The sequence below is a fragment of the Streptomyces griseoflavus genome (assembly GCF_014649995.1).
GTDB lineage: Bacteria > Actinomycetota > Actinomycetes > Streptomycetales > Streptomycetaceae > Streptomyces > Streptomyces griseoflavus.
On record NZ_BMUC01000018.1, the window covers coordinates 116,797 to 129,704 of the forward strand.

Annotated in this window: 11 protein-coding genes and 1 pseudogene; 9 read left to right on the forward strand and 3 right to left on the reverse strand. The window is 71.0% G+C overall.

Features of this window, described 5'->3' with window-relative positions; translation table 11 throughout:
- Positions 1-116: 116 nt before the first annotated feature.
- The 8 genes from IE172_RS29585 to IE172_RS29620 all read left to right on the forward strand — a co-directional run bounded on the left by IE172_RS29585 (position 117) and on the right by IE172_RS29620 (position 9,099).
- A complete protein-coding gene (locus tag IE172_RS29585; protein ID WP_190100399.1) occupies positions 117-1,166 on the forward strand; it encodes a BMP family lipoprotein in 1,050 nt (349 codons plus the stop codon).
- A 263-nt stretch (positions 1,167-1,429) separates the two neighbouring features.
- Positions 1,430-2,482 carry a BMP family lipoprotein gene (locus IE172_RS29590; RefSeq protein ID WP_190100400.1) on the forward strand — a complete coding sequence of 351 codons (1,053 nt, stop codon included), beginning with the start codon at positions 1,430-1,432 and terminating at the stop codon, positions 2,480-2,482.
- Positions 2,483-2,681: 199 nt separating this feature from the next.
- A complete protein-coding gene (locus IE172_RS29595) occupies positions 2,682-4,259 on the forward strand; it encodes an ABC transporter ATP-binding protein (protein ID WP_190100401.1) in 1,578 nt (525 codons plus the stop codon).
- On the forward strand, positions 4,259-5,383 hold the full coding sequence (locus IE172_RS29600) for an ABC transporter permease (protein ID WP_190100402.1): 1,125 nt from the start codon (positions 4,259-4,261) through the stop codon (positions 5,381-5,383). The genes IE172_RS29595 and IE172_RS29600 overlap by 1 nt, the downstream gene beginning before the upstream one ends.
- Positions 5,380-6,654 (forward strand): ABC transporter permease, encoded by a 1,275-nt coding sequence (locus tag IE172_RS29605; protein WP_190100403.1) that lies wholly within the window; start codon positions 5,380-5,382, stop codon positions 6,652-6,654. The genes IE172_RS29600 and IE172_RS29605 overlap by 4 nt, the downstream gene beginning before the upstream one ends.
- Complete coding sequence (locus IE172_RS29610; protein WP_190100404.1) at positions 6,651-7,049, forward strand: cytidine deaminase; 399 nt, start codon at positions 6,651-6,653, stop codon at positions 7,047-7,049. Before IE172_RS29605 ends, IE172_RS29610 begins: the two co-directional genes overlap by 4 nt.
- Positions 7,050-7,141: 92 nt before the next feature.
- Positions 7,142-8,419: a thymidine phosphorylase gene (locus IE172_RS29615; RefSeq protein ID WP_190100405.1), complete on the forward strand. Its 1,278-nt coding sequence runs from the start codon at positions 7,142-7,144 to the stop codon at positions 8,417-8,419.
- 95 nt (positions 8,420-8,514) lie between these two features.
- A complete protein-coding gene (locus IE172_RS29620; protein WP_190100406.1) occupies positions 8,515-9,099 on the forward strand; it encodes a Uma2 family endonuclease in 585 nt (194 codons plus the stop codon).
- Position 9,100: 1 nt separating this feature from the next.
- Here the strand turns inward: IE172_RS29620 and IE172_RS29625 are convergent.
- Positions 9,101-10,020: pseudogene (locus tag IE172_RS29625) on the reverse strand (AEC family transporter).
- Between the two features lie 168 nt (positions 10,021-10,188).
- Between IE172_RS29625 and IE172_RS29630 the strand changes: the two are divergent.
- Positions 10,189-10,545: an STAS domain-containing protein gene (locus IE172_RS29630; RefSeq protein WP_229886555.1), complete on the forward strand. Its 357-nt coding sequence runs from the start codon at positions 10,189-10,191 to the stop codon at positions 10,543-10,545.
- On the opposite strand, the gene IE172_RS29635 is transcribed toward IE172_RS29630, so the two are convergent.
- The gene (locus tag IE172_RS29635; protein WP_190100408.1) at positions 10,429-11,445 is read right to left on the reverse strand and encodes a sigma-70 family RNA polymerase sigma factor; all 1,017 of its coding nucleotides are present in this window, start codon (positions 11,443-11,445) and stop codon (positions 10,429-10,431) included. The two genes, IE172_RS29630 and IE172_RS29635, sit on opposite strands and share 117 nt — an antisense overlap.
- Positions 11,446-11,572: 127 nt before the next feature.
- Positions 11,573-12,859 carry an MFS transporter gene (locus IE172_RS29640; RefSeq protein WP_190100409.1) on the reverse strand — a complete coding sequence of 429 codons (1,287 nt, stop codon included), beginning with the start codon at positions 12,857-12,859 and terminating at the stop codon, positions 11,573-11,575.
- Positions 12,860-12,908: the final 49 nt, after the last annotated feature.

Below are 12,908 nucleotides of genomic sequence, written 5' to 3' on the forward strand. Positions count from 1 at the left end.
CCATCGGCACGAATGGATAACGGCCCCGCTGAACCCCGTTCCCAGGAGTGTCTACGCGCGTTAATGTGCGCCGAACCGAGCGCCCGCTGCGGGGCTTTGGAGAATGGGGACTTCAGATGCGTCGGATATCCAGGCTGACCCGCGCCGCGGTGGGGGTCGCCTCGCTCGCGCTCGCCGCCACCGCCTGCGGCGGCACCAGCAGCGACAGCAACGACAGCGGGGGGTCCAAGGAGGACCTCGGCCTCGCCATCGCCTACGACATCGGCGGCAAGGGCGACCAGTCCTTCAACGACGCCGCCTTCGCCGGCCTGACCAAGGCCAAGGACGAGTTCGGTTACAAGACCGCGGACGTGGAGCCCACCGAGGGCGAGACCGACGCGGACAAGGAGCAGCGCCTGTCCTCGCTGGCCAAGCAGGGCTACAACCCCGTCATCGGCGTCGGTTTCGCCTACGGCCCCGCCATGGAGGCCGTGGCCGCCAAGTACCCCGACACCACCTTCGGCATCGTCGACTCCGTCGTCGAGGGCGACAACGTCGCCTCCCTCGTCTTCGCCGAGGAGCAGGCCTCCTACCTCGCCGGCGTCGCCGCCGCCAAGGCCACCAAGACCAAGACCGTCGGCTTCGTGGGCGGTGTGGACATCCCGCTGATCCACAAGTTCCAGGCCGGCTACGAGCAGGGCGTCAAGGACACCGACCCCGCCGTCAAGGTGATCCCGCAGTACCTGACGCAGACCGCGGAGGAGGGCGGCTTCTCCAGCCCGGACAAGGGCAAGGCCGCCGCCGAGGGGCAGATCGAGAAGAAGGCCGACGTCATCTACCAGGCGGCCGGCCTGTCCGGCCAGGGCGTCATCGAGGCCGCGGCGAAGGCGAAGGTCTGGGCGGTCGGGGTCGACTCCGACCAGTACCAGCAGGAAGCCCTCGCCCCGTACAAGGACTACATCCTCACCTCCGCCCTCAAGGACGTCGGCGGCGCGGTGTACGCCCTGTCCAAGTCGGTCCAGGACGACAAGCCGCTGACCGGCACCCAGGTCTTCGACCTCAAGGTGGAAGGTGTCGGCCTCTCCGACAGCAACCCGAAGATGGCCGAGGTCGCCGGTCTGACGGACGCCGTGGCCAAGGCCAAGGAAGGCATCACGTCCGGCTCCATCAAGGTCGAGACCGAGTAGCCGCGACGACACGGACGGTCCGTGCGAAGCGGGTGGGCGCCCCGGCGTCCGCCCGCTTCGCCGTTCCCGCGTCCGCTCACCCACCGCCACCCCCCGTTCGCGATCGGCAAGGTCCTGACCACGGCTCGGGGCCGGGTTGGCCACGGGCGGATAACAAGGTGGACAGAAGGGGTTTTCAGGCAGGTCTACGCGCGTTAATCTGCGGCAAAGCCAGCGCCGTAGCTGAACCGTCCCGGCGCTTTGTACGACTAGGAGCACCATTCATGCGCCGGATTTCCCGGATCACGGTCGCAGGCGCAGCGACCGCCTCCCTGGCCCTCGCCCTCTCCGCCTGCGGCGGCACCTCCACCTCTTCCGACTCCTCCTCGGACGCGAAGGGCGACAAGGGCCTCGCCATCGCCTACGACGTCGGCGGCAAGGGCGACCAGTCCTTCAACGACGCGGCCTACGCGGGCCTGGAGCTGGCGAAGAACGAGTTCAAGTACGAGACGGCCGACGTCGAGCCCACCGACGGTGAGACGGACGCCGACAAGGAGCAGCGCCTGGCCTCCCTGGCGAAGCAGGGCTACAACCCGGTCATCGGTGTCGGCTACGCCTACGCCTCCGCCGTCAAGGGTGCCGCCGAGAAGTACCCGGACACCACCTTCGGCATCGTCGACGACGCCACGGTCGAGGCCGACAACGTGGCCGACCTGGTCTTCTCCGAGGAGCAGGCCTCCTACCTGGCCGGCGTCGCCGCCGCCGAGAGCACCAAGACGAACGTGGTCGGCTTCGTGGGCGGTGTGGACATCCCGCTGATCCACAAGTTCCGCGTCGGCTTCGAGCAGGGTGTCAAGGACACCAACCCGAAGGTCAAGGTCCTCTCGCAGTTCCTGACCCAGACCGCGGAGGAGGGCGGCTTCTCCAGCCCCGACAAGGGCAAGTCCGCCGCCGAGGGCCAGATCGAGAAGAAGGCCGACGTCGTCTACGCGGCCGCCGGCCTGTCCGGCCAGGGTGTCATCGAGGCCGCCGCCGCCAACAAGGTGTGGGCGATCGGTGTCGACTCCGACCAGTACAAGCAGGAAGCCCTCGCCAAGTACAAGGACTCGATCCTCACCTCGGCGATGAAGGACGTCGCCAAGGCGGTGTTCAACCTCGCGAAGTCGGTCGAGGACGGCAAGCCCGCGACCGGTATCGTCAAGGGCGATCTGAAGACGGGTGAGGTGAGCCTGTCGAACTCCAACCCGAAGTTCGCGGACGACGCCGAGCTCCAGGAAGCCATCAAGACGGCCAAGGAGAAGATCATCAGCGGCGAGATCAAGGTCAAGTCGAGCTGATCAACCCCTGAACCACCTGCGGGGTCGCGACCACTCGACGGGGTACGAGGAGCCAGGCTCTTCGTGCCCCGTCGTTCGAGGGCGCCACCCCCTTTGCATGCCGTAGGGGCGCTACGCGCGTAGACGGCCCCCGTCCCCAGGAGAGTGCGTCATCAACGCGTCCAGCAGCCCTCCGGCCGGAGCGGCGGTCAACGAATCGGTGACCGCCGTGGAGCTCGCCGGGATCACCAAGCGCTTCCCCGGTGTCGTCGCCAACCACGACATCCACCTCACCGTCCGCAAGGGCACCGTCCACGCCCTCGTCGGTGAGAACGGCGCCGGCAAGTCGACCCTGATGAAGATCCTCTACGGCATGCAGAAGCCGGACGAGGGCACCATCGCGGTCCACGGCGAGCAGGTGAGCTTCTCCTCGCCCGCCGACGCCATCGCCCGCGGCATCGGCATGGTGCACCAGCACTTCATGCTCGCGGACAACCTCACCGTCCTCGAGAACGTCGTCCTCGGCAGCGAGAAGCTCCACGGCATCGGCGGCAAGGCCCGCCGCAGGATCCAGGAGCTCTCCGAGCGTTACGGCCTCGGTGTCCGCCCGGACCTGCTGATGGAGGAGCTCGGCGTCGCCGCCCGCCAGCGCGTGGAGATCCTCAAGGTCCTCTACCGCGGCGCCACCACCCTGATCCTCGACGAGCCCACCGCCGTCCTCGTCCCGCAGGAGGTCGACGCGCTCTTCGACAACCTGCGCGAGCTCAAGGCCGAGGGCCTGTCGGTCATCTTCATCTCCCACAAGCTGGGCGAGGTCCTCTCCGTCGCCGACGAGATCACCGTCATCCGCCGCGGCACCACGGTCGGCACCGCCGTGCCCGCCGAGACCACCCCGCGCCAGCTCGCCGAGCTGATGGTGGGCAGCGAGCTCCCGACGCCGGAGACCGCCGAGTCCACGGTCACCGACCGCCCCGTCATCACCGTCGACAAGCTGCGCCTGGCGGCCCCCGGCGGCAAGGCCCTCCTCGACGACATCACCTTCACCATCCACGCGGGCGAGGTCCTCGGCATCGCCGGCGTCGAGGGCAACGGCCAGACCGAACTCGTCGACGCCCTCATCGGCCTGCGGCACGCGGACTCCGGCGTCATCCGGCTGGCCGACGAGGAGATCACCGCCTGGCCCACCCGCAAGCGCCGCGAGCAGGGCATCGGCTACATCCCCGAGGACCGCCACCGCCACGGTCTGCTCCTGGAGGCCCCCCTCTGGGAGAACCGCATCCTCGGCCACGTCACCGAGAAGCCCAACGCCAAGGGCGTCTGGCTGGACCCGAAGGCCGCCCAGGAGGACACCCGCCGGATCGTCACCGAGTACGACGTCCGCACCCCCGGCATCGACGTCACCGCCGCCTCCCTGTCCGGCGGCAACCAGCAGAAGCTGATCGTCGGCCGCGAGATGAGCCACAAGCCGCGCTTCCTGATCGCCGCCCACCCCACCCGCGGTGTGGACGTCGGCGCGCAGGCCGCCATCTGGGACCACATCCGCGAGGCCCGCCGCGAGGGCCTGGCCGTGCTGCTGATCTCCGCCGACCTGGACGAGCTGATCGGGCTGTCCGACACCCTCCGGGTGATCTACGACGGCAAGCTGGTCGCGGACGCCGACCCGGCCACCATCACCCCGGAGGAACTCGGCACCGCCATGACCGGCGCCGCCGAGGGCCACCTCGAACACGACGAGACCCCCGAGACCCCGGCCGACCCGTCCGAGCCGGCCCAGTCTCCGGAAGACGAGGCCCGCTGATGAAGAAGTTCGACAAGGAGCGCGTGCTCCTCGCGGTGGCCGGGCCGGTCATCGCGCTGGCCGTGGCGTTCGTGCTCAGCGCGATCGTGCTGCTCGCCTCCGGCAAGAACCCGGTCGAACCGTTCGCCCTGATGTTCGAGCAGGCCGGTTTCTCGGACATCCAGGTCCTGATCATCAACCAGGCGTCGATGTACTACATCGCCGCCCTCGCGGTCGCCATCGGCTTCCGGATGAACCTGTTCAACATCGGCGTCGACGGCCAGTACCAGCTCGGCGCCATGATGGCCGCCATCGTCGGCGCCCACGCCGCCCTGCCGGCCGCCCTCCAGGTCCCGCTGCTGCTCCTCACCGCCGTGCTCACCGGCGCCTTCTGGGCCGGCATCGCCGGTGTCCTCAAGGTCACCCGCGGCGTCAGCGAGGTCGTCGCGACGATCATGCTCAACGCGATCGCGACCTCCGTCATCGGCTACCTGTGGCTGCCCACCGTCTTCGGCGTCAAGGTCGGCAACAACAACACCACCGGCGAGATGAACGAGTCCGGCTGGATCCCCGGCATCGACATGGGTGACGCGGGCGAGATCTACGGCCTGGTCATCCTCGCCGTCCTGCTCGGCGTGGCCTACTGGGTCGTCCTCAACCGCACCCGCTTCGGCTTCGACCTGCGCGCCTCCGGCGCCTCCGAGTCCGCCGCCTCCGCCAGCGGTGTCGACCCCAGGCGCATGGTGCTCACCGCCATGCTGCTCTCCGGCGCCATCGCCGGACTCGCGGGCCTGCCGATCCTCCTCGGCGACTCCCACACCTACAACCTGAACTTCCCCACCGGCATCGGCTTCCTCGGCATCGGCATCGCGCTGCTCGGCCGCAACAGCCCGGTCGGGATCGCCTTCGCCGCCCTGCTGTGGGCCTGGCTCGACAAGGCCTCGCCCGAGCTGGACTTCCACGGCTACGACAAGGAGATCGCGGTCATCATGCAGGGCCTGATCGTCCTCTCGGTCGTCGTCTCCTACGAGGCCGTCCGCGAGTGGGGCCTGCGCCGCCAGCAGCGCCGGGTCGGCGCGGAGCTCGCCGCGGGCCACGTCCTGGGCGCCGACAACAACACCACGAAGGAGGTGGCCGGCCGATGACCGCTCCGACCACAGCGACCGACGTCAACCAGCCGTCGCTGGAACACGCACCGCCGACCGGCCGCCGCATGTCGTGGCCCGTCCTGGCCCTGGTCGTCGCCGGCGCCCTGGCGCTGGTCTCGATCGTCCGCCTCATCACCGGCGCCGACGGCATCACCAACGTCAGCCAGATGTCCACCGCCCTCCAGCTCGCCGTCCCGATCGGCCTCGCCGGCCTCGGCGGTCTGTGGGCGGAGCGCGCGGGCGTCGTCAACATCGGCCTCGAAGGCATGATGATCATGGGCACCTGGTTCGGTGCCTGGGCCGGATTCCAGTGGGGCCCGTGGACCGGCATCCTCGTCGGCCTCATCGGCGGCGCGCTGGGCGGCCTGCTGCACGCGATCGTCACCGTCACCTTCAACGTCAACCACATCGTCTCCGGTGTGGCCATCAACATCCTGGCCCTCGGCGCCACCCGCTACCTCGCCCCGCTGGCCTTCGAAGGGCACCAGGGCGGCTCCGCCAAGCAGTCCCCGGCGGTCGACTCCCTCGGCCACTTCACCGTGCCCGGACTCTCCACCGCGCTCAGCGACCTCAACGCCAAGGGCTGGTTCTTCGTCTCGGACGTCGCCGGCCTGCTCGGCGGACTGGTCACCAACGTCTCCTGGCTGACCCTGATCGCCGTCGCGCTCATCCCCGCCACCTGGTGGATCCTGTGGCGCACCGCGTTCGGCCTCCGGCTGCGCTCCTGCGGCGAGAACCCGGTCGCCGCCGAATCCCTCGGCGTGAACGTCTACAAGTACAAGTACATCGCCGTGATCATCTCCGGCGCCCTGGCCGGCCTCGGCGGTGTCTTCCTCTCCATCGTCGCCAACCCCTTCTACCTGGAGGGCCAGGTCAGCGGCCGCGGCTTCATCGGCCTCGCCGCCATGATCTTCGGCAACTGGATGCCGGGCGGCCTCGCCATCGGCGCCGGCCTCTTCGGCTACACCGACAGCCTCAACCTGCGCGGCGGCTCCGCCAACGTGCACGCCCTGCTGCTGCTCGGCGCGCTGCTGCTGCTCATCGGCGCCATCTGGCTCGTCGTCCGCAAGAAGTACGTCCACGCGGCCATCACCCTGGTCATCGGCGGTCTCGTCTTCGCCTGGTACGCCGGCACCAACGAGGTCCCCAACCAGGTCGTCGCCGCCACGCCGTACGTCATCACCCTCGTCGTCCTCGCCCTGTCCGCCCAGCGGCTGCGCATGCCCAAGGCCAACGGCATGCCGTACCGGAAGGGGCAGGGCAAGTGACGGCCGCCGGCGTCGACTGGGAGGCGCTGCGCGCCGTGGCACGGGACGCCATGTCCCACGCCTACGCCCCCTACTCGGGCTACCGGGTCGGTGTCGCGGCCCTGGTCGACGACGGACGCACGGTCTCCGGCTGCAACGTCGAGAACGCGTCGTACGGCCTCGGCCTGTGCGCCGAGTGCGGCATGGTCTCCGAACTGCACCGCACCGGGGGCGGCCGGCTCACGCACTTCACCTGCGTGGACGGCGACGGCCGGATCCTCGTCCCGTGCGGCCGCTGCCGGCAGCTGCTGTACGAGTTCGGCGGCCCCGGACTGCTGCTGGAGACCCCGGCGGGGATCATGCCGCTGTCGGAGATGCTGCCCCAGGCCTTCGGCCCGCAGCACCTCACCAAGTAATGCCCGTGCGGCCCCTCCGGACGACTGCCGACACCGTCGGCACGCCGGCCGGAGGGGCCGCGCCCTTCGCACCTCCGGAAGGAACGCCAGCCATGGACGTCATCTCCGTCATCCGCACCAAGCGGGACCGCGGCGAACTCAGCGACGAGCAGATCGACTGGGTGATCGACGCGTACACCCGCGGGGAGGTGGCCGACGAGCAGATGTCGGCGCTCGCCATGGCGATCCTCCTCAACGGCATGAACCGCGGCGAGATCGCCCGCTGGACGGCCGCGATGATCGCCTCGGGCGAGCGCATGGACTTCTCGTCCCTGTCCCGCCCCACCGCCGACAAGCACTCCACCGGCGGCGTCGGCGACAAGATCACCCTTCCGCTGGCGCCCCTCGTCGCCGCCTGCGGCGCGGCCGTCCCGCAGCTCTCCGGCCGCGGCCTCGGCCACACCGGCGGCACCCTCGACAAGCTGGAGTCCATCCCCGGCTGGCGCGCCCTGCTCTCCAACGAGGAGATGCTGTCGGTGCTGGACGGCACCGGCGCCGTCATCTGCGCGGCCGGCGACGGCCTGGCCCCCGCCGACAAGAAGCTCTACGCGCTGCGCGACGTCACCGGCACGGTCGAGGCGATCCCGCTGATCGCCTCCTCGATCATGTCCAAGAAGATCGCCGAGGGCACCGGCTCCCTGGTCCTGGACGTGAAGGTCGGCTCCGGCGCCTTCATGAAGACGATCGAGGACGCCCGCGAGCTGGCCCGCACGATGGTCGGCCTGGGCACGGACTCGGGTGTGAGGACGGTCGCCCTGCTCACCGACATGTCCACCCCGCTCGGCCTGACCGCGGGCAACGCGCTCGAGGTCCGCGAGTCGGTGGAGGTCCTGGCCGGCGGCGGCCCGGCGGACGTCGTCGAACTCACCCTCGCCCTGGCCCGCGAGATGCTCGACGCGGCCGGCCTGAAGGACGCCGACCCGGCGAAGGCCCTCGCCGACGGCTCCGCGATGGACGTGTGGCGCCGCATGATCGCGGCCCAGGGCGGCGACCCGGACGCGGAGCTGCCGGTCGCGCGCGAACAGCACGTGGTCAAGGCGCCGTCCTCCGGCGTCCTGACCCGCGTCGACGCCTACGACATCGGCGTCGCCGCCTGGCGCCTCGGCGCGGGCCGCGCCCGCAAGGAGGACCCGGTCCAGGCGGGCGCCGGCGTCGAACTGCACGCCCGGCCCGGCGACACCGTGACCGAGGGCCAGCCCCTGCTGACCCTCCACACGGACACCCCGGAGCGCTTCGACTACGCCCTCCAGGCGGTGAAGGGCTCCTACGACATCGAGGCCTCCGGCACGGACTTCACCGCCACGCCGGTCGTGCTGGAACGTATCGCCTGACCAGCGGTTTCCCCTTTCGGGTGAACGGGACCGGTGGACCCCCACCGGTCCCGTTCGGCATGCTGGACTCGGTGACGCACCGATAGGAGACCGCCATGAGCGCACTCACCGTGAGCCAGGACCCCGAACAGAGCTGGGACGACCTCGTCCGGTTCTGGGAGGAGATGGAATGGCCCGAGGGCAGCAAGGTGGAGATCATTGAGGGGATCGTCACCGTGTCACCCGCTCCCGCATACCGTCACAACCTGATCGCGGAAAGTATCCAGCGCCGCCTCTACTCAGTGATCCCGCTGGACTGGGGCATTTTTCAGACGCTGGCGATCGCCGTGCCTTCGAGGCTGGGCATGCTCATCCCGGATCTTGTCGTGGCCCCAAGGCGGGACCACACCGAGTCGGACACCCACATCCCCGCCGCCCTCGCCGAGCTGGTCGTCGAGGTCACCTCGAAGTCCAACGCCCGCGACGACCGTGTCGGCAAGCTCGCCGCCTACGCCACCGCGGGCATCCCGCTGTACCTCCTCGTCGACCGCTGGGCCGCCGACGGGCCGACCGCGACGCTCCACGGTGACCCGAAGGGTGACGTCTACCGCCCCCTGAGCACCGCGAAGTTCGGGGAACCGCTAAAGCTCCCCGCCCCCTTCGACCTCGTGATCGACACCGCGGAGTTCCCGGAGACCTGACTCACCCCAGCAGCGCCGCCACCACCACGAGCACCGGCACCGACAGCACCGTCGACACCAGGATCGCCTCCCTGGCCAGGGTCTCGCCCACGCGGTAGCTGCTCGCGTAGGTGAAGAGGTTCTGGGCCGCCGGAGGGCCGCCGTCACCACCACGTCGAGCAGGTGGGCGCCGCGCAGACCGAAGACGCCCACTGCCAGCGCCCAGGCGACGAGCGGCTGGCCCACCGCCTTCAGTCCCACGGCGAGGAGAACGGCACCCCGGTCGCCGCCCCGCAGCGGCAGGCGGCTGCCCCGCAGCGAGATGCCGAAGGCGAGCAGCACGGCGGGGACCGCCATGTTGCCGATCAGGGTCACCGGGTCCCAGACCGGTCCGGGTATCTCCACCCCCAGCGCCGACACCGCCACGCCCGCCAGCGACCCCAGCGCGATCGGATTGCGCAACGGCGTCAGCAGACGCCGCCACAGCGGCTGCTTCTCGCCCGCCGTCGACAGGTCCAGGATCGTCAGCGCGACCGGGGTGATCCCGATGAGCTGGAACAGCAGCACCGGAGCCACGAGCGAGGCGTCCCCGAGGACGTACACCGCGATCGGGATGCCCAGGTTGCCCGCGTTGACGTAGCCGGCGCACAGCGCGCCGACGGTGGTACGGCCCACGCCCCACCGGCGTACGGCACCCACCGCGACGAAGACACCCGCCACGGCCGCCGTGCTCAGCGCGGTGACCAGCAGCCGGCCGGAGAAGACCACCGACAGGTCGGCCCGGCCCAGCGTGGTGAACAGCAGCGCCGGGGAGGCCACATGGAACGCCAGCTTCGTCAGGACGTCGCGGCCCTGCGCACCGAGGTACCCCCGGCGGCCGATCACATAGCCGACGCCGATGACGACGGCGATCACCAGGAACCCGCTCAGCACGCCCCGCACGTCGGCTCCTCGCGGCGGCGAAGGGCACCGGACAGCGGGGACGGCGAGGGTCTGTGGCGCATACAGCCAACCCTCCGGGGGAGGCCACGCCCGGGTCAATGTGATCCTTCGCGGCGCCCCCTCGCGATGAGTTGCGGGGGCCCGGCCGGTCTACCGGTCGTGGACGCCATGACACCGCCCGTACTCGTGCTCGACGGCCCCCTCACCCGGGACGGGGTGAGCGGGCCGTGCGACGCCCTGCGGGCGCTGCTGGACAGCGGTGGCGGCGGCTCGGGCGCCGGGGTGGTGGTGTGCGACGTCGGCGGCCTGGGCCCGCCCGGTCTCGCCGCCGTCGAACTCCTCGCGCGGTTGCAGCTCACCGCCCGCCGCAGCGGAGGCCGCATACGGCTGCGCGACCCCTCCCGGGCGCTATGCGCCCTGCTGGACCTCGTCGGACTCCGCTTCGAGATGGAGGGGCAGCCCGAACAGCGGGAACCACCGCGCGGTGTCCAGGAAGCAGTGGAACCCGGTGATCCGGCCGTCTGAGATCTCCAGCACCTGGACCGCCCACGGCGTGAAACCGCCGCCCTCCGGATCGGGCTTGTACTGCGCGAACCCGGGCAGCCCGTTGACCTCCACCGGCACCAGCCGGGAACCCGCGCACGGGGCGCCCAGCGTCGTCATGAAACCCGTTATGTCGTCGGCGCCGGTCAGCCACAGGTCGAACGGCGGCATCGTCATGACGGCGTCCTCGTGCAGCAGCGCGGTCAGTGCCGACATGTCGTAACCCTCGAACGCCGTCACATAGCGCTCGAGCAGCTTCCGCTGCTCCTCGTCGAGCCGGTCGGACACCGACGCCTCGGCGTCCGGCCGACGCCGCTCCGCGAGCGTGGCCCGGGCCCGCTGGAGCGCGCTGTTGACCGACGCGACCGACGTGCCCAGCAGCTCGGCGACCTCGCTCGCCCTCCACGCCAGCACCTCGCGCAGGATCAGCACCGCCCGCTGTCGGGCCGGCAGCTGCTGGAGCGCGGCCATGAAGGCGAGCCGCACCGACTCCTTGGCGACGGCCGCCTCCGCCGGGTCGGCGGGCGTGGGCAGCACCCGGGAGTCGGGCATCGGCTCCAGCCAGGTGCTGTCCGGGCGGGGGACCAGCGCGGCCCGCGCCAGCGGGGTGGACTCCGTCAGGTCCATCGGGCGGGCCCGCTTGTTGCCCGCCGTCAGCATGTCCAGGCACACGTTGGTCGCGATGCGGTAGAGCCAGGAGCGGAGGCTGGAGCGGCCCTCGAACTTGTCGTAGCTGCGCCAGGCACGGATCATGGTGTCCTGCACCGCGTCCTCCGCCTCGAAGGACGAGCCGAGCATCCGGTAGCAGTACCCGGTCAGTTCGACCCGGTACTTCTCCAGCGTGGCGTCCAGATCGGTCGTCGTCGCCGTGCCGTTCGTCATCGTCCACCCACCCCATGCGGCGTCCCGTGGAGCGCCTTCGCACCCACTCCTCCGGAAGCTACCGCAGCCCACTGACAACGGCCCGTCGACAGGACGAAGGCGCAGCTCAGACCACCGACGCAGCGGATCAGGCCGGCCGGAGCACGGCCGCGCGCGCCGCGGCGCGCGTCCCGGCCAGGGTGATCGCCGCGACTCCGGCCACGGCCACCAGCCCGACCGCCACGGTCCCGGCCCAGCCCCCCGCGTGGAACGCCAGCGCCCCCGCCGTGCTCCCCGCACTCGACCCGACGTAGTACGCGGACTGGTACAGCGCCGCGGCCTGCGCGCGCCCCTCGTCCGCCGTCTTCCCCACCGCCGACGAGGCCACCGCGTGCCCCGCGAAGAACCCGGCCGTGATCAGCACCAGCCCCAGCAGCACCACCGGCAGCGACCCCGCCAGCGACAGCACCAGCCCCACCGCCGTGGTCCCACCGCCCGCGTACAGCGCGCCGCGGCGTCCCAGCCGTCCCACCAGCCGCCCGGCGGCCGAGGCGGACACCGTGCCCACCAGGTACACCAGGAAGACCGACCCGACGACACCCTGCGGCAGCGAGAACGGCGCCTCCGTCAGCCGGTACCCGATGACCGTGTACACGCCTCCGAACACCGTCATGAACAGCGCGCCGATCGCGAACAGCCGCCGCAGCAGCGGGTTGGCCAGATGACGGCGGACCGTGCCCGCCAGCACCCGCGGGCGCAGCGAGCCCGGCCGGAAGTGCCGCGGCGCCGGCAGCAGCAGCCGGAACGCCACCGCGCAGGCCACCGCGATCAGCCCGATCACCCCGACGGCGACCCGCCAGCCCCACTCCTGTGCCACCCAGCCGGTGATCACCCGGCCGCTCATCCCGCCGACGCTGTTCCCGGCGACGAACAGTCCGATCGCCGTCACCAGCGCCTTCGGCGTGACCTCCTCCGCCAGATAGGCCGTCGCCGACGCGGGCAGCCCGGCCAGGGCCGCGCCCTGCAGCGCCCGCAGCGCCACCAGCGCGACCAGCGACGGGGCGAACGGCACCAGCAGCCCCACCGTCACCGCGACGGCCAGCGAGACCGTCATGACGGTACGCCGTCCGAACCGCTCCGACAGGGCGCTCATCGGCAGCACGAACAGCGCCAGACCGCCGGTCGCCGCGGACACCGTCCAGCTCGCGTCGCTCGCGCTCACGGCGAAGTCGCCGGAGATCAGCGGCAGCAGCGCCTGGGTGGAGTAGAGCAGCGCGAAGGTCGCGACACCGGCGAGGAACAGGGCGAGACTCATCCGGCGGTAACCGGGCCCGCCCGGGGACATCCGGGACGCGCGGACGGGCGGCGGGGCGGCGGAGGAAACGGATGCGACGGCGCCCACACTGGTGGACGCCCCGGTACTGGCGGGAGTCATGCCTCGAAGCTACGGACGCCCCCGCTCATCCGTCCAATGCACGGAATCG

Coding starts and splice junctions, on each gene's coding strand:
- IE172_RS29640 (WP_190100409.1), bottom strand. CDS start 12,859: ATGACTCCCGCCAGTACCGGGGCGTCCACCAGTGTGGGCGCCGTCGCA.
- IE172_RS29615 (WP_190100405.1), top strand. CDS start 7,142: ATGGACGTCATCTCCGTCATCCGCACCAAGCGGGACCGCGGCGAACTC.
- IE172_RS29635 (WP_190100408.1), bottom strand. CDS start 11,445: ATGACGAACGGCACGGCGACGACGACCGATCTGGACGCCACGCTGGAG.
- IE172_RS29590 (WP_190100400.1), top strand. CDS start 1,430: ATGCGCCGGATTTCCCGGATCACGGTCGCAGGCGCAGCGACCGCCTCC.
- IE172_RS29605 (WP_190100403.1), top strand. CDS start 5,380: ATGACCGCTCCGACCACAGCGACCGACGTCAACCAGCCGTCGCTGGAA.
- IE172_RS29630 (WP_229886555.1), top strand. CDS start 10,189: ATGACACCGCCCGTACTCGTGCTCGACGGCCCCCTCACCCGGGACGGG.
- IE172_RS29620 (WP_190100406.1), top strand. CDS start 8,515: ATGAGCGCACTCACCGTGAGCCAGGACCCCGAACAGAGCTGGGACGAC.
- IE172_RS29600 (WP_190100402.1), top strand. CDS start 4,259: ATGAAGAAGTTCGACAAGGAGCGCGTGCTCCTCGCGGTGGCCGGGCCG.
- IE172_RS29585 (WP_190100399.1), top strand. CDS start 117: ATGCGTCGGATATCCAGGCTGACCCGCGCCGCGGTGGGGGTCGCCTCG.